This is a genomic window from Amycolatopsis sp. H20-H5 (genome assembly GCF_035828755.1).
In the GTDB taxonomy this organism is placed as follows: Bacteria; Actinomycetota; Actinomycetes; order Mycobacteriales; family Pseudonocardiaceae; genus Amycolatopsis.
On sequence record NZ_JAYMZS010000067.1, the window covers coordinates 29,292 to 49,154 of the forward strand.

Annotated in this window: 18 protein-coding genes; 11 read left to right on the forward strand and 7 right to left on the reverse strand. The window is 68.2% G+C overall.

What is annotated here, in order from left to right; translation table 11 throughout:
• Positions 1–12: 12 nt before the first annotated feature.
• From QMK34_RS29820 to QMK34_RS29845, 6 genes are all read left to right on the forward strand, one after another.
• A complete protein-coding gene (locus tag QMK34_RS29820; RefSeq protein WP_326417857.1) occupies positions 13–633 on the forward strand; it encodes a DUF1707 SHOCT-like domain-containing protein in 621 nt (206 codons plus the stop codon).
• Between the two features lie 76 nt (positions 634–709).
• Positions 710–1,282, forward strand: coding sequence for a helix-turn-helix domain-containing protein (locus QMK34_RS29825; RefSeq protein ID WP_326417836.1), 573 nt, complete (start codon positions 710–712; stop codon positions 1,280–1,282).
• Complete coding sequence (locus tag QMK34_RS29830) at positions 1,275–2,159, forward strand: SRPBCC family protein (protein WP_326417837.1); 885 nt, start codon at positions 1,275–1,277, stop codon at positions 2,157–2,159. The genes QMK34_RS29825 and QMK34_RS29830 overlap by 8 nt, the downstream gene beginning before the upstream one ends.
• 377 nt (positions 2,160–2,536) lie before the next feature.
• Positions 2,537–3,529 (forward strand): deoxyribose-phosphate aldolase, encoded by a 993-nt coding sequence (gene deoC, locus QMK34_RS29835; protein WP_326417838.1) that lies wholly within the window; start codon positions 2,537–2,539, stop codon positions 3,527–3,529.
• A 21-nt stretch (positions 3,530–3,550) separates the two neighbouring features.
• On the forward strand, positions 3,551–4,984 hold the full coding sequence (locus QMK34_RS29840) for an aldehyde dehydrogenase family protein (RefSeq protein ID WP_326417839.1): 1,434 nt from the start codon (positions 3,551–3,553) through the stop codon (positions 4,982–4,984).
• A complete protein-coding gene (locus QMK34_RS29845; protein WP_326417841.1) occupies positions 4,977–5,846 on the forward strand; it encodes an aldehyde dehydrogenase family protein in 870 nt (289 codons plus the stop codon). The genes QMK34_RS29840 and QMK34_RS29845 overlap by 8 nt, the downstream gene beginning before the upstream one ends.
• Before the next feature lie 46 nt (positions 5,847–5,892).
• Here QMK34_RS29845 and QMK34_RS29850 read toward each other — a convergent pair whose 3' ends face one another.
• Complete coding sequence (locus QMK34_RS29850) at positions 5,893–6,528, reverse strand: TetR/AcrR family transcriptional regulator (RefSeq protein ID WP_326417843.1); 636 nt, start codon at positions 6,526–6,528, stop codon at positions 5,893–5,895.
• Between the two features lie 176 nt (positions 6,529–6,704).
• Here QMK34_RS29850 and QMK34_RS29855 point away from each other — a divergent pair, with 176 nt between their 5' ends.
• From QMK34_RS29855 to QMK34_RS29865, 3 genes are read left to right on the forward strand one after another with little or no spacing between them, the layout of a single operon-like run.
• Positions 6,705–7,913 (forward strand): cytochrome P450, encoded by a 1,209-nt coding sequence (locus QMK34_RS29855; RefSeq protein WP_326417844.1) that lies wholly within the window; start codon positions 6,705–6,707, stop codon positions 7,911–7,913.
• 11 nt (positions 7,914–7,924) lie between these two features.
• Positions 7,925–9,139: a cytochrome P450 gene (locus QMK34_RS29860; RefSeq protein WP_326417845.1), complete on the forward strand. Its 1,215-nt coding sequence runs from the start codon at positions 7,925–7,927 to the stop codon at positions 9,137–9,139.
• A gap of 9 nt (positions 9,140–9,148) precedes the next feature.
• Positions 9,149–9,343 (forward strand): ferredoxin, encoded by a 195-nt coding sequence (locus tag QMK34_RS29865; RefSeq protein ID WP_326417846.1) that lies wholly within the window; start codon positions 9,149–9,151, stop codon positions 9,341–9,343.
• Between the two features lie 81 nt (positions 9,344–9,424).
• Here QMK34_RS29865 and QMK34_RS29870 read toward each other — a convergent pair whose 3' ends face one another.
• From QMK34_RS29870 to QMK34_RS29890, 5 genes are read right to left on the reverse strand one after another with little or no spacing between them, the layout of a single operon-like run.
• Positions 9,425–10,507, reverse strand: coding sequence for an ABC transporter ATP-binding protein (locus QMK34_RS29870; protein WP_326417847.1), 1,083 nt, complete (start codon positions 10,505–10,507; stop codon positions 9,425–9,427).
• 14 nt (positions 10,508–10,521) lie between these two features.
• Positions 10,522–11,391: a carbohydrate ABC transporter permease gene (locus tag QMK34_RS29875; RefSeq protein ID WP_326417848.1), complete on the reverse strand. Its 870-nt coding sequence runs from the start codon at positions 11,389–11,391 to the stop codon at positions 10,522–10,524.
• Positions 11,388–12,326 (reverse strand): carbohydrate ABC transporter permease, encoded by a 939-nt coding sequence (locus QMK34_RS29880; RefSeq protein WP_326417849.1) that lies wholly within the window; start codon positions 12,324–12,326, stop codon positions 11,388–11,390. The genes QMK34_RS29875 and QMK34_RS29880 overlap by 4 nt, the downstream gene beginning before the upstream one ends.
• Complete coding sequence (locus QMK34_RS29885; RefSeq protein ID WP_326417850.1) at positions 12,326–13,663, reverse strand: ABC transporter substrate-binding protein; 1,338 nt, start codon at positions 13,661–13,663, stop codon at positions 12,326–12,328. Before QMK34_RS29885 ends, QMK34_RS29880 begins: the two co-directional genes overlap by 1 nt.
• On the reverse strand, positions 13,656–14,660 hold the full coding sequence (locus tag QMK34_RS29890; protein WP_326417851.1) for a zinc-dependent alcohol dehydrogenase family protein: 1,005 nt from the start codon (positions 14,658–14,660) through the stop codon (positions 13,656–13,658). Before QMK34_RS29890 ends, QMK34_RS29885 begins: the two co-directional genes overlap by 8 nt.
• Positions 14,661–14,791: 131 nt before the next feature.
• Between QMK34_RS29890 and QMK34_RS29895 the strand changes: the two genes are divergently transcribed.
• Entirely contained in the window at positions 14,792–15,778 is a 987-nt protein-coding gene (locus tag QMK34_RS29895; protein ID WP_326417852.1) for a sugar-binding transcriptional regulator, read from the forward strand.
• A gap of 18 nt (positions 15,779–15,796) precedes the next feature.
• Here the strand turns inward: QMK34_RS29895 and QMK34_RS29900 are convergent, their stop codons facing one another.
• Positions 15,797–18,307 carry a DEAD/DEAH box helicase gene (locus QMK34_RS29900; RefSeq protein WP_326417853.1) on the reverse strand — a complete coding sequence of 837 codons (2,511 nt, stop codon included), beginning with the start codon at positions 18,305–18,307 and terminating at the stop codon, positions 15,797–15,799.
• A 208-nt stretch (positions 18,308–18,515) separates the two neighbouring features.
• On the opposite strand from QMK34_RS29900, the gene QMK34_RS29905 reads away from it, so the two are divergent.
• The gene (locus QMK34_RS29905; protein WP_326417854.1) at positions 18,516–19,766 is read left to right on the forward strand and encodes a primosomal protein; all 1,251 of its coding nucleotides are present in this window, start codon (positions 18,516–18,518) and stop codon (positions 19,764–19,766) included.
• Positions 19,767–19,863 lie beyond the last annotated feature (97 nt).

Consider the following 19,863-nt stretch of genomic DNA (forward strand, 5'->3'; position numbering starts at 1 on the left):
TGTCCAGACCAGATGCGCGCGTCCGACAGTGACCGCGAACGGGTCGCGCAGGTCTTGCACGCCGCCCTGTCCGAAGGCCGCATCACGGTCGACGAACTCGAGGAGCGGCTCACGACCGTCTACGCGGCGAAGACCCTCGGCGAGCTGAGGCCGGTGACCGCGGACCTTCCGCTGCCCGCGGGCTCGTCGTCCGGCGTGCTCCAGCCCGCGTCCAGCCAGGTGCTCGGATTTCCCGACGAGCGGATCGGCGGGCACCCCGGCTCGGCCTCGTCGATCGCGGTGATGTCCGGCGCCACTCGCAAGGGCAGCTGGGTACTTCCGCCCAACCACAACAGTTTCGCCTTCTGGGGCGGCGTCGAGATCGACCTCCGCCAGGCCCGGTTCACCGAGAAGAACTCGACGATCACCGCCGTCGCGATCATGGGCGGCATCGACATCGTCGTGCCGGACGACATCAACGTCGACGTGACCGGCATCGGGTTCATGGGCGCGTTCGAGCTCCAGGACCGCTCCGGCGCGCCGCCCGCCCCGGCGACCGCGCCCACGGTGAAGATCACCGGCCTGGCCTTCTGGGCAGGCGTCACCGTCTATCGCCGCCCGCGCAAGAGGGCCCAGGGCGAGCTCGAGTCCTGATCCGAGCACGAGGCCGGACCGCCACGAACATGCCCCATTGACAAAACTTATTTTTATGTTCAAGATGGTTTTCGCGATGAGAGACGTCATGTACCTGGACCAGATCGAACTGGCCGAGACCCTGCTCAAGCCGCAGCGCATCGAGGTGCTGCGGCAGCTAGCCGAGCCCCGGTCCTGCACCGAGGTCGCCGCCCGGCTCGACCAGACCCCCCAGCGGGTCTACTACCACGTGAAAAGGCTGGCGGACGCCGGTTTCGTGACACAGGTGACCGAGCGCAAGGTGCGCGGCATCCACGAAGGCGTCTACCAGGCCAGCGCCCGCTCGTACTGGCTGTCCCCGCGCCTGGTCGGCCGGATCGGCCCACGCAAGCACCGGGACGAGCTGAGCCTCGGCTACCTGCTGGACCTGATGGAGGAGGTCCAGCAGGACGTCGCGGCACTGGACAGGGCAGTGCTCGACAAGGCGGCACCGGAGCTGCCGTCGCTCGGTGTCTCCGGCGAGATCCACGTCCGGCCGGAGCTGCGCGAAGAGTTCATGGCCGACCTCAAGCAGACGTTGCAGGACCTGTTCACCCGTTACGGCGGCGCCGAAGGTGATGCCTTCAAGCTCGCCATCGCCTGCTACCCGAAGGAGAAGTCCGATGACTGAGCCGATGAGCGTCCGCGTCCGCGTGCGAGCACCGATCGCCGACGTCTGGCACGCCTTGACCGACCCCGCGGCGCTACGGGTCTGGCTGGCCGAGCACGCCGAGGTGGACCTGCCCGCCCGCTATCAGTTCTGGGGCCGCTACACGCCCGAGGGCGACGTGCCCCGGCAGCGCCTGCTCCAGGCCGAAGACCACACGCTGCGCTTCGCCTGGACCCTCGCCGACACGGAGACGATCGTCGAGATCCGCCTCGCCGAGGAGTCGGCGTCGGCCACTTTCCTTACCCTGTCCCAAACCGGACTGCCCGGCTACGCCGAAACAGTGGCCGGAGTGGGCACGCTCAGCTTGGTGCACACCTTCTGGGCGCTGGCGATCGCGAACCTGGCGGAGCACGCCGAGGGCCGCGAACCCACCCTGAAATGCGACTTCACCACACCCGAGACGCGCGAGCAGCTGATCATCGGCGCGACCCCGGAAGCGGTGTACAGCTCACTCATCGACCCCGAAGCGTTCGCGCAGTGGTTCGGCGCGCGGATCGAGGTGGAACCGCACGTCGGCGGCCGCTGGGCCATGGGCGGCTTCGACATGGACGAGACGCCGGCCAAGATCCTCGAACTCGAACCCGATCACCAGCTGTCGCTCGGCTGGGACAACGGGATGACCGCCTCCTGGGAGCTGGCGGAGTCGGACGGCAAGACCCGGCTCACCTTCGTCCAGAGCGGCTTCGACGACGGCCGCCCCTCGTACGACTCTTGGCTGGGCTGGCTCAGCGGGTTCGTCGAGCTGCGGCGCTTCCACGAGATCGAAGACTGGCGCCCGATGTGGCTCGACGTCCAGCTGGCGGGCCTCCCCGACGGCCTGCTCACCATCCATGAGTGAACCCGAGACCGAGCCGAGCCGCCTCGACGAGCTCGAGGTCGTCATCCGGTGCGAGCGCAACGTCGTCTCGCCGTCGACCCGCTGGACGGCAGGATGTTCTTCCTCGTCCAGGCACAGGCGCCCGCGCAACAGGCGCGGCTGGAGGGCGTGACCAACCTCGTCTCGGGAACGGAGCTGGCTCGGTCACCACCTGGCTGGAGGCGGGCGCCACGAAGGACGCCCTGGCGGCCGACCTCCTGGAGTTCCTGGCCCCCGGCGGCTACCCCGAGCGTGAGCAAGGGACCTTTGCTGCCACCCGCTGAAACCGGACTCGCACGGACAGTGGACGCCGATCGTGTGCGTTCGCTAATCCGGCACCGCCGCCTACACTCACCGCTATGACAGCTACGACCAGCGCGCCGAAGGTGACGGCCACCCCGCCGCCGAGGGCGACCCCGTCATCCATCACAGAAGTGACTCGCGACGAGGCGAGCCTGCGCCGGTTCCTCCACGGGCTGCCCGGCGTCGACCAGGTCGGCGTCGAGCAGCGCGCGGCGGGCCTCGGGACCCGCAGTATCAAGAAGGCCGCCAAGCTCTGGGCGATCGACACCGCCATCTCGATGGTCGACCTGACCACACTCGAAGGTGCCGACACCCACGGGAAGGTGCGTGCGCTCTGCGCGAAGGCGAAGCGCCCCGACCCCGACCACCCGGACACTCCCCAGGTCGCGGCCGTGTGCGTGTATCCGGACATGGTGGCGACGGCGGTCGAAGCGCTCCAGGGCACCGGTATCAGCGTGGCGAGCGTGGCGACCGGCTTCCCGTCCGGGCGCACCAGCCGCGAGATCAAGCTCGCCGACGTGAAGATCGCCGTGGACGCCGGAGCCGACGAGATCGACATGGTGATCGACCGCGGCGCCTTCCTCGAAGGGCGCTACGCGCAGGTCTTCGAGGAGATCCAGGCGATCAAGGCCGCCTGTGGCGAAACGCACCTCAAGGTCATCCTGGAGACGGGCGAACTCGCGACGTACGACAACGTGCGGCGCGCGTCCTGGCTGGCACTGCTGGCGGGTGGCGACTTCATCAAGACGTCCACCGGCAAGGTGTCCCCCGCCGCGACGCTGCCGGTCACCCACGTGATGCTGCAGGCCGTCCACGACTGGCACCACCAGACCGGCGAGCTGCGCGGGGTCAAGCCCGCCGGCGGCATCCGGACCACGAAGGACGCCATCAAGTACCTGGTCGCGGTGCACGAGGTCGCGGGCGGGCAGTGGCTGACGCCGCACCTGTTCCGGTTCGGCGCCTCCAGCCTGCTCAACGACCTGGTGCTGCAGCGCCGCACTCAGGCCGACGGCCACTACAGCGGCCCCGACTACGTCACAGTCGACTGACCCGATAGATACGGACTAGAAATGCCTCTGTTCGAATACGCTCCGGCGCCGGAGTCGCGCGCCATCGCGAACCTCAAGCCGTTCTACCGGCCGTTCATCAACGGCAAGTTCGTCGACGGGTCCGGTGAGCCGCTCAAGACGCTGAACCCGGCCACCGAAGAGGTGCTCGCCGAGGTCGGCACCGCCTCGGTGTCCGATGTGGACACAGCGGTCAAGGCCGCGCGCAAGGCCTACGACACCGTCTGGTCGAAGATGCCCGGCGCCGAGCGCGCCAAGTACCTGTTCCGCATCGCGCGGCTGATCCAGGAACGTGGCCGCGAGCTCGCGGTGCTGGAAAGCCTCGACAACGGCAAGCCGATCAAGGAGTCCCGCGACTCCGACATCCCGACGGCCGCCGCGCATTTCTTCTATCACGCGGGCTGGGCCGACAAGCTCGACTACGCCGGGTACGGCCCGAACCCCCGCCCCCTCGGCGTCGCGGGCCAGATCATCCCGTGGAACTTCCCGCTGCTGATGCTGGCGTGGAAAATCGCGCCCGCGCTGGCCACCGGCAACACGGTGGTGCTCAAGCCCGCGGAGACGACCCCACTCACCGCGCTGGTCTTCGCCGAGATCTGCCAGCAGGCGGAGCTGCCGCCGGGCGTGGTCAACATCCTGCCAGGAGCGGGCGACGTCGGCGCTTCGCTGGTCGGGCACGGCGACGTCAACAAGATCGCGTTCACCGGGTCGACCGACGTCGGCAAGCTGATCCAGCGCCAGGTCGCCGGGACGGCCAAGAAGCTGACGCTGGAGCTCGGCGGCAAGGCCGCGAACATCGTGTTCGACGACGCGCCGCTCGACCAAGCCGTCGAAGGCATCGTCAACGGCATCTTCTTCAACCAGGGTCACGTCTGCTGCGCGGGTTCGCGGCTGCTGGTCCAGGAGTCCATCGCGGAAGAGGTGCTGGAGAAGCTGCGGTACCGCGTCTCCACGCTGCGCCTCGGCGACCCGCTGGACAAGAACACCGACATCGGCGCGATCAACTCGGCCGAGCAGCTGGCGAAGATCAAGGGCCTCGTCGAGACCGGCGACGCCGAGGGCGCGCAGCGCTGGACCAGCCCGTGCCCGGTGCCGGAGAAGGGTTTCTTCTTCGCCCCCACGGTGTTCTCCGACGTGCACCAGTCGATGCGCATCGCCCGCGAGGAGATCTTCGGCCCGGTGCTGTCCGTGCTGACCTTCCGCACCCCGGACGAGGCCGTCGCCAAGGCGAACAACACCCCGTACGGCCTGTCCGCCGGGATCTGGACCGAGAAGGGCTCGCGCATCCTCTGGCTGGCGAACCAGCTGCGGGCAGGCGTCATCTGGGCCAACACGTTCAACCGCTTCGACCCCGCCGCGCCGTTCGGCGGCTACCAGGAATCGGGTTTCGGCCGCGAAGGCGGCCGCACCGGGCTGGAGGCCTACCTCAATGTCTGAGAACCGCATCGCCGTCGCCAAGACGTACAAGCTCTACCTCGGCGGCAAGTTCCCCCGTTCCGAGTCCGGCCGGGTCTACCCGGTCACCGACGCCAAGGGCAAGTTCCTGGCCAACGCCTCCCACGCGTCCCGCAAGGACGTGCGGGACGCGGTCGTCGCGGCACGCAAGGCGTTCGGCGGCTGGTCGGCCGCGACGGCCTACAACCGCGGGCAGGTGCTGTACCGCGTGGCCGAAATGCTCGAAGGCCGCCGCGAGCAGTTCGTCACCGAGGTAATCGCTTCCGAAGGCGTGCCGGCCAGGAAGGCACAGTCCCTTGTGGACGCTTCGATCGACCGCTGGGTCTGGTACGCGGGCTGGACGGACAAGATCGCGAGCGTGCTGGGCAGCACGAACCCGGTGTCCGGGCCGTACTTCTCGTTCACCGTGCCGGAGCCGACCGGGGTCGTCGGCGTGCTCGCGCCCCAGCAGTCCTCGCTGCTGGGCCTGGTGAGCGTGCTCGCGCCGGTCCTCGCGACGGGCTCGACGGCCGTCGTCGTGTCCAGCGCCGACCGGCCGCTGCCCGCGATCACCCTGTCCGAGGTGCTCGCGACCGCCGACCTGCCGGGCGGGGTGGCGAATCTCCTCACCGGCCAGGCGTGGGAGCTGGGCGGCTGGCTGGCCACCCACGGTGACGTCAACGCGATCGACCCGACCGGCGCGAACCCCGAAGCCCGCGCCGACCTGGCCCGTGACGCGGCAGGCACGGTCAAGCGCGTCCTGACCGTGCCCGAAGCCGAACCCGACTGGACCGAGGCCCCGGACATCTCACGGCTGCGGCGCTACCTTGAGGCCAAGACCGTCTGGCATCCGCTCGGCGTCTGAAAACCTGGCTGAGGTGGGCCGTTACCCGGTCAGGTAACGGCCCGCCTCAGCGGTTCAGGTCGGTGTTCAGCATCGGCCTGCCCGGCAGCGGCGTCCCGGGGTGCGCCTGCAGGCCGTCGATCATGATGCCGATGCAGCGCGCCGTGGCCATCTTCGCCACTTCCGGCGTCTTCGCGCTCAGCTGACGCAACAGCAGGGCGAAGAGCATCGCGACGTCCCCGGTGCCGACGTCGGCGCGCAGGATCTTCTCCCGTTGCGCGCCCTGGACGAGCACCTCGAGCACCTCAAGCAGCTCGTCGCGCAACGAGCCGACGGCGGGGTCCTCCTTGAGGATCGTCAGCGCCCTGGCCGACACCATCGCCAACTGGACGCTCAGCTGCAGCTCGACCGACTGGTGGATCAGCCGGACCAGCGCGGCCCACGAGGTCGGCTCCTCGTCGGCGGCCGCTTTCGCGTCCACCAGCACACGGTCGAAATTGTCCACCGCGACGGCGCGGATCAGCGCGTCGCGGTCCGGGAACCGCCGGTAGAGGGTGCCGACGCCGACTCCGGCGGCGCGGGCGATCTCCTCCATGGGCACCTCGGCGCCCTGCTCGACGAAGATGACACGCGCCGCGGCGATGATCTGCTCCCTGTTACGACGCGCGTCGGCGCGCAGGGTGGTCTCAGGGTCGGCTGTCATGCCATTGGCCTCTCGCTAGCTCCGGCGCGCCGATTCTCGCATGGTTACCCGGCCACCTCCGGCCTGCACAGTTCGTCACCCTTTCGCGCGTGGACGAAAACCTTCCACTTGAGTACGGTGGAGTGAGAACCGGAATCTGATCGTCCACATACGCTTTGTCCGGATTGGGGCCCGAAATGACTGAAGTCGCCGAACCTGGCGTGACCACCTTCCCGATGACGCGGACCTGCCCGTTCTCCCCACCACCGAAGTACAAGACCCTCCGCGAAGAGACCCCGATCAGCCGCGTCGAGCTGCCCACCGGCGCCAGCGCGTGGGTGCTCACCAAGCTGGCCGACATTCGCCAGATGCTCACCGACCCGCGCTTCAGCTCGGACCGGCAGCACCCGGGTTTCCCATTGCTGGTCAAGGGCGGACGGCCGTTCGGGAAGCTCAAGCCGTCCCTGATCAGCATGGACGCGCCCGAGCACGGTCCCGCCCGTCGCGAGGTGGTCGGTGAGTTCACGGTCAAGCGGATGAAGGCGCTCCAGCCCCGCATCCAGGAGATCGTCGACGAGCGCATCGACGCGATGCTCGCCGCCGGTGGCACTGTCGACCTGGTCGAGCTGCTGTCGCTGCCCGTGCCGTCGCTGGTCATCTGCGAGCAGCTGGGGGTGCCCTACGCGGACCACGACTTCTTCCAGGCCCACAGCTCGGCGTTGCTGAACCGGGACACCGCCCCGGAAGACCGCTTGCACGCCGTCGACGAGCTGCAGCAGTACCTGAGCGACCTGGTCACCGGCAAGGAGGCCGAGCCGACCGACGACCTGATCGGCCGCCAGATCGTCAAGACCCGCGAAGAGGGCACGTACGACCACGAATCGCTCGTCTCGCTGTCGTTCCTGCTGCTCATCGCCGGGCACGAGACCACCGCGAACATGATCTCGCTCGGCACGCTCAACCTGCTCCAGAACCCCGAGCAGCTCGCCGCGATCAAGGCCGACCCCGGCAAGACCCTCGAAGCCGTCGAAGAGCTGCTGCGCTTCTTCACCATCGCCGACCTCGCGGCCTCCCGCGTCGCGATCGAGGACGCCGAGATCGGCGGCCAGCTGATCCGCGCCGGTGAAGGGGTCCTCGGCCTCGGCTACGCGGCGAACCGGGACGCCGAAGCGTTCGACAACCCGGACGAGTTCGACATCGCCCGCGGCGCGCGCCACCACGTCGCCTTCGGCTTCGGCGCGCACCAGTGCCTCGGCCAGAACCTGGCCCGGATGGAACTGCAGATCGTCTTCGACACCCTGTTCCGCAGGCTGCCCGGCCTCAAGCTCGCGGTGGACGTCGACGACCTGCCCTTCAAGCACGATTCGGCCATCTTCGGCCTCTACCGCATGCCTGTGACCTGGTAAGGGGAGCTCCCATGACCGAAATGCTCGATCAACCGGCACTGACGATGCCGATGGACCGCAAGTGCCCGTTCGCGCCGCCAGCCGAGTACGCCCAGCTCCGCGAGACCGCACCGGCCGCCAAGGTGGACATCGCCAACGGCGAACAGGCCTGGGTGCTGACGCGGCACGAGGACGTCCGCGCGGTCCTCAACGACCAGCGGTTCAGCGCCAACCGCACCAACCCGGTCTTCCCGCAGCTGGTCGAACGCATCCAGCGGAGGGAGGACAACCCCTTCACTCCGTCCCTGCTCGGCATGGACGCGCCGGAGCACGGCCCGGCCCGGCGCGCGGTCGTCGGCGAGTTCACCGTGCGCCGGATGGAAGCGCTGCGCCCGCGCGTCCAGGAGATCGTCGACGAGCGGATCGACGCGATGCTGGCCGCCGGCGGCACCGTCGACCTGGTGGAGATGTTCTCGCTGCCGGTGCCGTCACTGGTGATCTGCGAGCTGCTCGGAGTGCCCTACGCCGACCATGACTTCTTCCAGTCCTGCACGTCGAAAATGCTCAGCAGGGCGGTCGGCCCGGCTGAGCGGGAGGAGTCGTTCCAGAGCTTCCGCAAGTACCTCGACGACCTGGTCACCGCCAAAGAAGCCGTATCGACCGACGACCTGCTGGGCCGTCAGATCGTGAAGACCCGCGAGGACGGCACGTTCAACCACGAGGCGCTGGTCGGCCTCGCGTTCCTGCTACTGCTCGCCGGGCACGAGACCACCGCGAACATGATCTCGCTCGGCACCCTCGCGCTGCTGGAGAACCCGGGCCAGCTCGCCACGATCACGAACGATCCCGGCAAGACCCTCGAAGCCGTCGAGGAGCTGCTGCGCTACTTCACCATCACCGACACCGTGACCGCGCGGCTGGCGAAGGAGGACGTCGAGATCGGTGGCGTGACTATCAAGGCGGGCGAGGGGATCTTCGCGCTGGGCGCGTCCGCGAACCGTGACCCGGAAGCGTTCGAGAACCCGGACGAGCTGGACATCGAGCGCGGCGCGCGGCACCATGTCGCCTTCGGCTTCGGCGCACACCAGTGCCTCGGCCAGAACCTGGCACGGATGGAACTGCAGGTCGTCTACGACACGCTGTTCCGTCGCATTCCCGGACTCCGGCTCGCCAAGGCCGTCGACGACCTGCCGTTCAAGAACGACGCGTCGATCTTCGGCCTGCACGAGCTTCCGGTCACCTGGTAGGAGATAACCATGAAGATCATCGCGGACACCGGCAAGTGCGTCGGCGCCGGACAGTGCGTGCTCACCGAACCCGAGGTGTTCGACCAGAGCGAGGACGACGGCACGGTCATCGTGCTGGTCACCGAGCCCGAGGGCGAACTCGTCGAGAAGGCCAGGCAGGCCGTCCACATCTGTCCCAGCCAGGCACTTTCGCTGGCCGAGTGAGCTGAGCGGGCCCCGAAAGCCCCTGAAGGCCACCATCACGGCGTCTAACGCCGTGATGGTGGCCTTCAGAGGCAAGCAAAACTAGCCGAGGCGCAGGGTGGTCTCGGGGTGGAACGCGTGGACCTCGGACTCGCCGCGCAGTGCGACGCGGACCGTCGAGCCCATGCGCGGCGGGGTCCGGCCGTCGACGCGCACGACGAACCGGTCAGTGCCGACGCGGCCGTGCAGATAGGCGTCCGCGCCGAGTTCCTCGACGAGCTCCACCGCCAGGTCGAAGCCCTCCTCGGACTCGCCGACCAGGCGCAGCGACTCCGGCCGCACGCCGAACGTGACCTCCGAAAGCCCCCTCGCCGCGTCGACGACGGAACGCGCCAGCGGCACGGTGACGCCGCCGAGCTTGACGCCGCCGTCGACCAGCGGCGCCGTGGCCAGGTTCATCGCGGGCGAGCCGATGAACCCGGCGACGAACGCGTTCACCGGCCGGTCGTACAGCTCGCGCGGTGTGTCGCACTGCTGCAGCACGCCGTCCTTGAGCACGGCCACGCGGTCGCCCATCGTCATCGCCTCGACCTGGTCGTGCGTGACGTAGATGGTCGTCGTGCCGAGCCGCCGCTGCAGCGCGGCGATGTTCGCCCGGGTCTCGACCCGCAGCTTCGCGTCCAGGTTGGACAGTGGCTCGTCCATCAGGAACACGCTGGGCTCACGCACGATCGCGCGGCCCATCGCCACCCGCTGCCGCTGCCCGCCCGAGAGCGCCTTCGGCTTGCGGTCGAGGTACTTCGTCAAGTCCAGCAACGCGGCGGCCTCGCCGACCTTGGCCGAGATATCCTCTTTGGACAGTCCGCGCAGCTTGAGCGCGAAGCCCATGTTGTCGGCCACGGTCATGTGCGGGTACAGCGCGTAGGACTGGAACACCATCGCGATGTCGCGGTCCTTCGGCGGCAGGTCCGACACGTCCCGGTTGCCGATGTGGATCGCGCCTTCGTTGACGTCTTCGAGGCCCGCGAGCATCCGCAACGCCGTCGACTTGCCCGAACCGGACGGGCCGACCAGCACCAGGAACTCGCCGTCCGGCACGCTCAGGCTGAGCTTGTCGACCGCGCGCACGCCAGGGTTGCCCGGGTAGACGCGTGAAGCGTCGTCGTAGAGAACTTCTGCAGACATGACAACTCCTAGCCTTACTTGACGGCGCCCATGGACAGGCCGCGCACGAGGTGGTTCTGGGCGATCCAGCCGACGATCATCACCGGCAGCGACGCGAGCAGCGCGGCCGCGGAGAGCTGGGCCCAGTACAGGCCCTCACTGGTGATGAACCCGACCAGGAACACCGGCACCGTCCCGGCGCGGGCGGCGGTCAGGTTGACCGAGTAGAAGAACTCGGTCCAGGAGAAGATGACGCAAATCAGCGCGGTCGCGGCGATGCCCGGCGCGACCACCGGCATGATCACCTTACGCAGCAGCGTCGGCAGGTTCGCGCCGTCGATGCGCCCGGCCTCGATCATCTCCGTGGGCACTTCCAGGAAGAACGACCGCATCATCCAGATCGCCAGCGGCAGGTTCATCGAGGTGTAGAGGATGACCAGCATCCACACGTTGTCCAGCAGCTGGACCTTCTGCGAGATCACGTAAAGCGGGATGATCGCGGCGACGATCGGCAGCATCTTCGTCGACAGGAAGAAACCGAGCGCGTTGCTCGTCTTCTTCACCGGCGCCAGCGAGAGGGCGTACGCCGCCGGGACGCCGAGAAGCAGCACGAAGATCGTCGAGATCACCGTCACGAAGGCGGAGTTTCCCAGGTAGGGCAGGAAACCGCTGTCGAAGACACCCTTGAACTGGTCGAGCGTCGGGGTGAAGAACAGCGAGGGCGGGTCGGTGTAGGCGTCGGCTTCCTGCTTGAACGACGTGAGGATCATCCACAGCAGCGGGAAGACGAACAGGATCGCGATGACCCAGGTGACGAAGGTGAGCGCGCCCGGACCCACTCCGCGCTTACGCTTGCGGCGTTGCGGGGTTTCGGTCGTTTCCGGCCGTGTCGCGAGGGTGGTCATTTCACGCCTCCGTCCACCGAGAAGGTGCGGAACATCAAGCGCAGGGCGAAGGTCGCGACGATCATCGTCAGTATCACCGTGACGACGCCCATCGCGGACGACTGGCCGATGTCGAAACCTTCGAACGCGCGCTGGTAGATGTAGTACGGCAGGTTGGTGCTGGCCGTGCCCGGCCCGCCCTGCGTCATCAGGAAGATCGCGTCGAAGCTGTTCACGATGTAGATCGCGCCCAGCAGCGTCGCCAGCTGCAGGAACCGGCTCAGGTGCGGCAGCGTGATCGACGCGAAGGTCCGCCAGCGGCTCGCGCCGTCGACCGACGCGGCCTCCAGGACCTCCTTGGACTGGCTCTGCAGCCCGGCCAGGATCAGCAGCGTCATGAACGGCGTCCACTGCCAGATGACCTGTGCCATCACCGAAGCCAGCGGGAACTTCGACAGCCAGTCGACGTCCGTGCCGAAGACGAAGTGCAGCAACCCGTACGTCGGGTCGAACATCGTCGTCTTCCACAGCAGCGCGCCCGCCGCGGGCAGGATCAGGAACGGCGTGATGAGCAGTGTCCGCACAATCCCGCGGCCGAGGAATTTGCGGTCCAGCAGGATCGCCAGGCCGAGTCCGATCAGCAGTGAGAACAACACGCAGACCACGGTCAGCACCACGGTGTTGAGCAGCGCGCCGAGGAAGGTCGTGTCGGTGAAGACGTCGATGTAGTTGTCCAGCCCGACGAAGTGCTGCGAGCCGGGACGGACCAGGTTGTAGGACTGGAACGAGTAGAACACCGTCAGCAGGAACGGCAGCTGCGTGACCGCGAGGACGAAGATCAGCGCGGGCAGCAGCGGGAGCCGCCGCTTGAACGCCGAGCTCGTCTGCTTCTTTTCCGTGGCCGGGCGGGAGTGCGCCGCCGCGGTTTGCTTGGTGGGGACGGAGAGCGTGGACATCACTTCGCCTCCTGGTAGGACTTGCCGACGGTGGCGGCGTATTCCTGGGACTGTTTCAGCGCTTCGTCGACCGACTCCTGCCCGGCGATCGCCGCCGAGAGCCGCTGACTCACGCGCGTGCCGAGGTCCTGGAACTCGGGGATGCCGACGAACTGGATCCCCGGATACGGCACCGGTCCGACCATGCCCTTCTGCTGGTTCGCGTCCGCGATCCCGTCAAGCGTCGGCTGCGCGTAGGCCTTCGCCGCGTCACGGTAGGCGGGGTTGGCGTAGGTGGACTGCCGGGTGCCCGGCGGCACCCGGTTCCAGCCGTAGGTCTCGCCGACCTTCTGCTGGTAGGCCTTGTCGGTCATCCACGCCATGAACTTCCACGCGGTGTCCTTGTCCTTGGCCACCTTGGGAATCGCCAGCGACCAGGTGTAGAGCCAGCCGCTGGACTGCGTCTTCTCGACCGGGGCCGGGGCGTAGCCGGACTTGCCGACGATCTTGCTGCTGGCCGGGTCCTCGTTGGTGCCGGCCATGACGGTGGCGTCGTACCACATCGCGGCGTTGCCCTGGGTGTAGCGCGTGCCGCACTCGGAGAACCCGGCGCTGGACGAGCCGACCTCGCCGTGGTCACGCACGAGGTTGACGTAGAAGTTGGCCGCGGCCTTGAACGCCGGGCTTTCGAGCTGGGCGTTCCAGTCCTTGTCGAACCACGGGGCGCCGAAGGTGTTGGCGACCGTGGTGAACGGCGCGAGGCTCTCGCCCCAGCCTGGCTTGCCGCGCAGGCAGATCCCGGCGACGCCCTTGGCCTTGTCGTCCAATTTCGCGGCGAAGTCCGCGATCTGTGTCCAGGTCGGCTTCGCGGGCATCACGAGGCCCGCCTTTTCGAACAGGTCCTTGCGGTAGGCCAGGAAGGACGACTCGCCGTAGAACGGCACCGCGTACAGGGAGTTCTTGTAGGACAAGGACTCCTTGATACTCGGGATGAAGTCGGCCTCGTCGTAGCCGGGGGTGGCGGCGATGTGGGGGTCGAGGTTCTCGAGCCAGCCGTTGGCCGCCCATTGGGGCGCCTCGTAGTTGCTGATCATCACCACGTCGAACTCGCCACCCTCGGTGGCCGTCGAGGCGGTGATCTTCGCTCGCGCCTGGTTTTCCGGCAGCGAGACGAACTTGAGCTTGACGCCGGGGTTTTCCTTCTCGAACTCGCCGGACAGCGAGATGGCGTCTTTCATCTGCGGATTCGACACGATCGCGATGACGAGCGTGCGGCCGCCGGAGCCGAGGGCCCCGGCGCCGGCGCATCCCGAGACCAGCAGCGCGACGGTGAGCAGCAGGTAGGGAAGTTTACGCACGGCTGCCTCCCGGTAGGACCTGGACCTTGAGACCGGCGCCGCTGCGCATCAGGGCGAGAGCGTCGGGGTACTGCTCGAGCGGCAGGGTGTCGGTGAGCAGCGACGCGGTGTCGACGGCGCCACCCGCGACGAGGTCGAGCGCGGTGCCGAAACTGTTCAGCACCGCCATGGAGCCGACGACGGTGATCTCGTCGTTGTAGATGCGGAACGGCGAAAGCGAGACACGGGCTTCGGCCGGGGCGACCCCGAAGACCAGCAGACGGCCTCCGCGGCGAAGCGCGTCGAAAGCCGCTTCGATGGCGGGTGCCGCGCCGGTGCAGTCCGCGGCGGCATCGAACTTCTCGTCGTCCAGCTCCTTGACGTCGCTCGCGACGGCGACGGCGCCGAGCTCGGTGGCCCGGCCGAGCCGCGAGGTGTTGCGGTCGACGACCGTGACGAGCGCGCCCGCCCGCTGCAGCAGCTGCTGCATGATCAGGCCCATCGTGCCGGCGCCGACGACGAGGAAGCGCTCTCCCGCCTCGACCCCGATCCGGCGGACCCCGTGCACCGCGCAGGAGACGGGCTCGACCAGCGCGCCTTGCTCCCAGGTCATCGAGTCGGGCATCCGGTGGCAGTTGACGGCGGGCACGGCGACGTACTCGGCGAAGGCGCCGTTGACCGTGTCACCGGTCGCGCCCCAGTTCGCGCAGAGGTTGCCGTGGCCGGAGCGGCAGGGGGTGCAGTAGCCGCAGTAGAGCGAAGGGTCGACGGCGACGCGGTCGCCGACCTTCCATTCGCCCGGCACGTCCGCGCCGAGCTCGACGATCTTCCCGGCGAACTCGTGCCCGGGAACGATCGGGTACGGGGTCGGGGGGAAGTGGCCGTCGGCGATGTGGAGGTCCGTCCCGCAGATCCCGCAGGCGCCGACCTCGATGACGACCTGACGCTCCAGTGGCTTCGGATCGGGTACTTCACCAACCCTGATCGAGCCGGGCTGGTCAACGATCGCGGCGCGCATACCGCCTCACCTTCTCTCGTCGCTCGTTTGAGCGGCGTGGATTCATGCACCACAGTATATGGCTGAATATTGAAAGCTTTTCCCTGGTGTTACGTCAACCTTTCGTGGAGATTTCGCGCTATAGTGCTCAAATGAGCGTCGCACATCGCACCCTCGGCCCCGACGAAGCGGTCATGCTGGCTTCGGTCGCACGCCGCTTCTACGTCCTCGGCCAGTCGAAGCTGGACATCGCGGAGGCGATCGGCGTCAGCCGGTTCAAGGTGGCCCGGATGGTGGATCTGGCCAGGGAGAACGGCTTGGTCCGCGTCGAGTTCGACCTGCCTGCGCCGATCGACCTGGCGCTGTCGGACGAGCTCCGTTCGGCGTACGGCATCCGCCGGGCCTTGGTGCTCGAAAGAGCGTCGGCGAAGGAGACCCGGACGGAGATGCGCCGCCGGATCGGCGTGCTGGCCGCCGACCTGCTGGCCGAGATCGTCACGAAGGACGACGTCATCGGCCTGTCCTGGGCCCGGTCGGTCAACGCGATGACCGAGGCCGTCCGCACCCTGCCGAAGGTCCCGGTCGTGCAGCTGTGCGGCGTGCAGGCCGGGATGGACATGCGCGACCGGTCCGTCGAGACGGTGAGCCGGGTGACCGCGATCTCCGGGGGTGACTCTTACCCGATTTTCGGCCCGCTGGTGCTCCCCGACCGGCGGACCATGGACATTCTGCGCAAACAACCAGGAATCGCGGAGACTTTCGGGCAGTTCCGCAACCTGACGAAGGCGGTCGTGAGCATCGGCGCCTGGCTGCCCGGCGAGTCCACGGTGTACGACGCGCTGGCCCCGGCGGAGCGGGAGGCGATCGCGAACCGCGGCGCGAAGGCCGAGGTGACGGCGAGGCTGTTCGACGCCGACGGCAACGCGCTGTCCACCGGGCTGGCCCACCACGTGCTGGCGATCAGCGCGGAGGAGCTGCAGCGCGTGCCCGAGGTGATCGCACTGGGGTACACCGAGCCCAAGGCGGAGGCGATCGACGCGGTCCTGCGCTCCGGCACGGTCTCGACCCTGATCACCGACTCCGGCGCGGCACGGCTGGCGCTGGCGCTGGCCGAGAAGCGCCCACCAAAAGCTCGCTAGTGCCCCTGAAGGCCACCGCTAGAGCTGGTCGACGCGCGCGATGGTCATCACCGCGGCGCCCGCCTCGTCGGAGGCGGCGAGGTCGACGTCGGCACTGATCCCCCAGTCGTGGTCACCCGCCGGGTCGTCGAAGATCTGGCGGACGTGCCAGACGCCGGGCTCCTGGTCGATCATCAGCAACGCCGGACCGCGCGCGTCCGGGCCGATGCCGAGCGTGTCGTGCTCCTCGAAGTAGCCCTCCAGCGCGTCTTCCCACGCGTCGGCGTCCCAGCCGTCCGAGCCGTCGAGCTCGGCCAGCGCGTAGTAGGCGCGTCGCGACGCCAGCTCGACCCGGCGGAACAGCTGGTTGCGCACCAGGACACGGAAAGCGCGCTCGTTCGCGGTGACCGGCGGCGGCCCCTCCGGCAGCTTCGGCGGGGCGTGCGGGTCCTCTTCGTCCCCGGGGTTCCGCAGCGCTTCCCACTCGTCGAGCAGGCTGGAGTCCACCTGCCGGACGAGCTCGCCCAGCCACTCGATCAGGTCCTGCAACCCCTCGGTCTTGGCCTCGTCGGGCACGGTGTGCCGCAGCGCGTTGTAGGTGTCGCCGAGGTAGCGGAGCACGATCCCCTCGGAGCGGGAAAGCGCGTAGAACCCCACGTACTCCACGAAGTTCATCGCCCGCTCGTACATGTCCCGCACGACGGACTTCGGGGAGAGCTCGTAGTCGTCGACCCACGGATGTCCCTGGCGGTAGCTGGAGAACGCCGCCTGCAGCAGCTCGTCGAGCGGCTTCGGGTAGGTGACGTTGTCCAGCAGTGCCATCCGCTCGTCGTACTCGATGCCGTCGGCCTTCATCGACTGCACGGCCTCGCCGCGCGCCTTGAACTGCTGCTGCGAAAGCACCGGCCGCGGATTCTCCACAGTGGATTCCACAATGGACACCATGTCGAGCGGATAGCTCGGGGACTCGACGTCGAGCAGCTCGATCGCGGCCAGCGCGAACGGCGAAAGCGGCTGGTTCAAAGCGAAGTCGAACTGCAGGTCCACGGTCAGGCGGACGATCCGGCCCTGCTCGTCGGGCTCCGGCAGCCGCTCGACGATGCCCGCGGCGAGCAGCGCGCGGTAGATCGCGATGGCCCGCAGGATCAGCTTGCGCTGCGACGCGCGGTCCTCGTGGTTGTCTTCCAGCAGGTGCCGCATGGAGTCGAAGGCGTTGCCCGGCCGGGAGATCACGTTGAGCAGCATCGAGTGGCTGACCCGGAAACTCGACGTCAGCGGCTCGGGCTCGGCCGCGACAAGGCGCTCGAACGTGCTGTCGGTCCAGTTGACGAACCCGTCGGGCGCCTTCTTCCGGGTGATCTTCCGCTTCTTCTTCGGGTCGTCGCCCGCCTTTTCGAGGGCCTTGGCGTTCTCGATCACGTGATCGGGCGCCTCGACGACGACGTAGCCGTCGGTGTCGTAGCCCGCGCGCCCGGCCCGGCCCGCGATCTGGTGGAACTCGCGCGCCTTGAGGTGGCGCTGGCGGATCCCGTCGTACTTCGTCAGCGCCGAGAACACGACCGTCCGGATGGGCACGTTGATGCCGACGCCGAGCGTGTCCGTCCCGCAGATCACCTTGAGCAGCCCCGCCTGCGCGAGCTGCTCGACGAGCCGCCGGTACTTCGGCAGCATGCCCGCGTGGTGCACGCCGATGCCGTGGCGCACCAGGCGCGAGAGCGACTTGCCGAAGCCCGCGGAGAACCGGAACTCGCCGATCACCTCGGCGATCGCCTCCTTCTCGGCCTTCGAGGTGACGTTGATGCTCATCAGCGCCTGCGCGCGCTCGATCGCGGCGGCCTGCGAGAAGTGCACGACGTAGACCGGCGCCTGGCCGCCGTTCAGCAGCTCGGACATCGTCTCGTGCAGCGGGGTCAGCACGTAGCTGAAGGTCAGCGGGACCGGCCGCTGCGCCGAGGTCACCACGGCCGTCGGCCGCCCGGTGCGCCGGGTGAGGTCCTTCTCGAAGAAGGACACGTCGCCCAGGGTGGCCGACATCAGCACGAACTGGGCGTTCGGCAGCTCCAGGATCGGCACCTGCCAGGCCCAGCCGCGGTCGGGCTCGGAGTAGAAGTGGAACTCGTCGGCGACGACCTGGCCGACGTCGGCCTCGGCACCGAACCGCAACGCGATGTTCGCCAGGATTTCCGCCGTGCAGCAGATGATCGGCGCGTCCCCGTTGACGCTGGAGTCCCCGGTGGTCATGCCGACGTTCTCCGGCCCGAAGATCTCCACGAGCTGGAAGAATTTTTCCGAGACCAGCGCCTTGATCGGCGCGGTGTAGTAGCTCCGCTTGCCGTGGGCGAGCGCGGTGAAGTGGGCGCCGACGGCGACCAGGCTCTTGCCGGAGCCGGTCGGCGTCGAGAGGATCACGTTGGCCCCGGAGACGACCTCGATCACGGCCTCTTCCTGCGCCGGGTACAGCTCGAGCCCCTGCTCGGCCGTCCAGCTGGAGAAGGCTTCGAAGAGGGAATCGGCGTCAGGAACCGCAGGCAGAAGGTCTGTGAGAGTCATCAGGAGGACCATCCTTCCATCCCCTCTCCCGCAAAGCGGCGGAGCCGGTTCCTACGAGGCTCGGACCAGGCCGAAGAGACCTTGGTCTGGAGTTCGTGAGGGGCGATCGCATCACTCAGCGGAAACCCGTAGGCTTCGCGTACCGCGCACCGGCTGAAGGCACCTTCGGGCGGGCGTGCACACGGGCGGTAATTCCGGAGGGCAAGGAATGGCACAGGACATCATCCCGATCGAACTCGGGCTGCCGCAGGGCGACGTGGTCACCCTGTGGGCCCCGCGCTGGCGGGAAGACGGCGAGGAGTGGGAAGCGTTCCTCGGCGATGAGGACGACCTGTACGCCTTCCCGGACGCGGCGCACCTAGCCGCGTTCGTGCGCACGTCGGAGCAGCACGACCTGCTCGATCACCCGGCGTGGGACTCGGTCCCGGCGCTGAACGTGCCCGAGCTGATCCCGGACGACGATCACTCTTACGACCTGGTCGGGGTGCCCGAGCTGGTCGCCGAGGAGCCGGACTCCTGGACGATCGCCGAGCTGGCCGAGATCGTCGGCATCGTGCGCTCGCTGGCCGACGTCTGCGAGCTGGACGACGTCCACGAGGTCCTCGACGCGTGCGAGGGCTTCTCGCTGCTTGAGCAGGGGCGCCTGCCGTTCACTGGTCGCGAGGGCGAAGCGCTCTGGAACGACCTGTCCAAGGCGGTGTCCGAGAAGTGGGACATCGTGCTGGACGCGATCGACGGCCTGGTGACCGTTCCCGACGTCGACGCTGGCCTGCTGGAGCAGACCGCCGAAGAGCTCGCGGCGTTCCACGAGGAGTCCGCGGCGGCCGAGGTGGCGCAGGCCGAAGCCCTCGGCACGGCCGGGGACGAAGACGACGACGAAGAAGAGGAAGAAGACGTCCCGGTCGGTTTCTGGGGCGAGGTCGGCATCGACCCGATCAAGATCATCACCGCCGGCGCCGAGTACTACACGCTGCGCTGCTACCTCGACGACAAGGCCGTCTTCCTCGGCAGCGAAGGCGAGATCGACGTCTTCAACTCCGAGAAGGCGCTCCTCAAAGCGATCGCGGACGGCAAGGAGCTCGTCGACACGGACCTCTCCGAGGTGTCCACCTGGGAAGAGGTCCTGACGAAGGCCACCGCGGGCGAGCTCGAGATCGAGGTCGACGCCGAGAACACCTACGTGCTCAGCGGCCTCGACGACGACATCGCCGCCGGTCCCGAGTCGATCGACCCGACGCAGCTGGAGCTGGCCGTCGAGCTGATCACCGACGCCGCCGACTGGGCCGAGGACGACAGCGTCGAGTCCGCGCTGGCCGCCAACGAAAGCCTCGGCTGGCTGGTCTCGTTCGTCCTGCGCCCGGACCCGACGCGCCTCGAGCCGAGCGCGCCGTTCGACGCCGAGCAGGGCGCCTGGCGCAAGCTGGTCGAGACGTTCGAAAACCGCCTCACAGTGGTCTGACCTCTACAACCGCTGAAGGTCGCCTTAGGTGCGTTCACCGCACCAAAGGCGACCTTCACTGCGTTCACCGCACCAAGGGCGACCTTCAGCTTCTTTC

Excerpts from the sequence above, each read along its gene's own strand:
- QMK34_RS29820 (WP_326417857.1), top strand. The coding sequence starts at position 13 with ATGCGCGCGTCCGACAGTGACCGCGAACGGGTCGCGCAGGTCTTGCAC.
- QMK34_RS29825 (WP_326417836.1), top strand. The coding sequence starts at position 710 with ATGAGAGACGTCATGTACCTGGACCAGATCGAACTGGCCGAGACCCTG.
- QMK34_RS29830 (WP_326417837.1), top strand. The coding sequence starts at position 1,275 with ATGACTGAGCCGATGAGCGTCCGCGTCCGCGTGCGAGCACCGATCGCC.
- deoC (WP_326417838.1), top strand. The coding sequence starts at position 2,537 with ATGACAGCTACGACCAGCGCGCCGAAGGTGACGGCCACCCCGCCGCCG.
- QMK34_RS29840 (WP_326417839.1), top strand. The coding sequence starts at position 3,551 with ATGCCTCTGTTCGAATACGCTCCGGCGCCGGAGTCGCGCGCCATCGCG.
- QMK34_RS29845 (WP_326417841.1), top strand. The coding sequence starts at position 4,977 with ATGTCTGAGAACCGCATCGCCGTCGCCAAGACGTACAAGCTCTACCTC.
- QMK34_RS29850 (WP_326417843.1), bottom strand. The coding sequence starts at position 6,528 with ATGACAGCCGACCCTGAGACCACCCTGCGCGCCGACGCGCGTCGTAAC.
- QMK34_RS29855 (WP_326417844.1), top strand. The coding sequence starts at position 6,705 with ATGACTGAAGTCGCCGAACCTGGCGTGACCACCTTCCCGATGACGCGG.
- QMK34_RS29860 (WP_326417845.1), top strand. The coding sequence starts at position 7,925 with ATGACCGAAATGCTCGATCAACCGGCACTGACGATGCCGATGGACCGC.
- QMK34_RS29865 (WP_326417846.1), top strand. The coding sequence starts at position 9,149 with ATGAAGATCATCGCGGACACCGGCAAGTGCGTCGGCGCCGGACAGTGC.
- QMK34_RS29870 (WP_326417847.1), bottom strand. The coding sequence starts at position 10,507 with ATGTCTGCAGAAGTTCTCTACGACGACGCTTCACGCGTCTACCCGGGC.
- QMK34_RS29875 (WP_326417848.1), bottom strand. The coding sequence starts at position 11,391 with ATGACCACCCTCGCGACACGGCCGGAAACGACCGAAACCCCGCAACGC.
- QMK34_RS29880 (WP_326417849.1), bottom strand. The coding sequence starts at position 12,326 with ATGTCCACGCTCTCCGTCCCCACCAAGCAAACCGCGGCGGCGCACTCC.
- QMK34_RS29890 (WP_326417851.1), bottom strand. The coding sequence starts at position 14,660 with ATGCGCGCCGCGATCGTTGACCAGCCCGGCTCGATCAGGGTTGGTGAA.
- QMK34_RS29895 (WP_326417852.1), top strand. The coding sequence starts at position 14,792 with ATGAGCGTCGCACATCGCACCCTCGGCCCCGACGAAGCGGTCATGCTG.
- QMK34_RS29900 (WP_326417853.1), bottom strand. The coding sequence starts at position 18,307 with ATGACTCTCACAGACCTTCTGCCTGCGGTTCCTGACGCCGATTCCCTC.
- QMK34_RS29905 (WP_326417854.1), top strand. The coding sequence starts at position 18,516 with ATGGCACAGGACATCATCCCGATCGAACTCGGGCTGCCGCAGGGCGAC.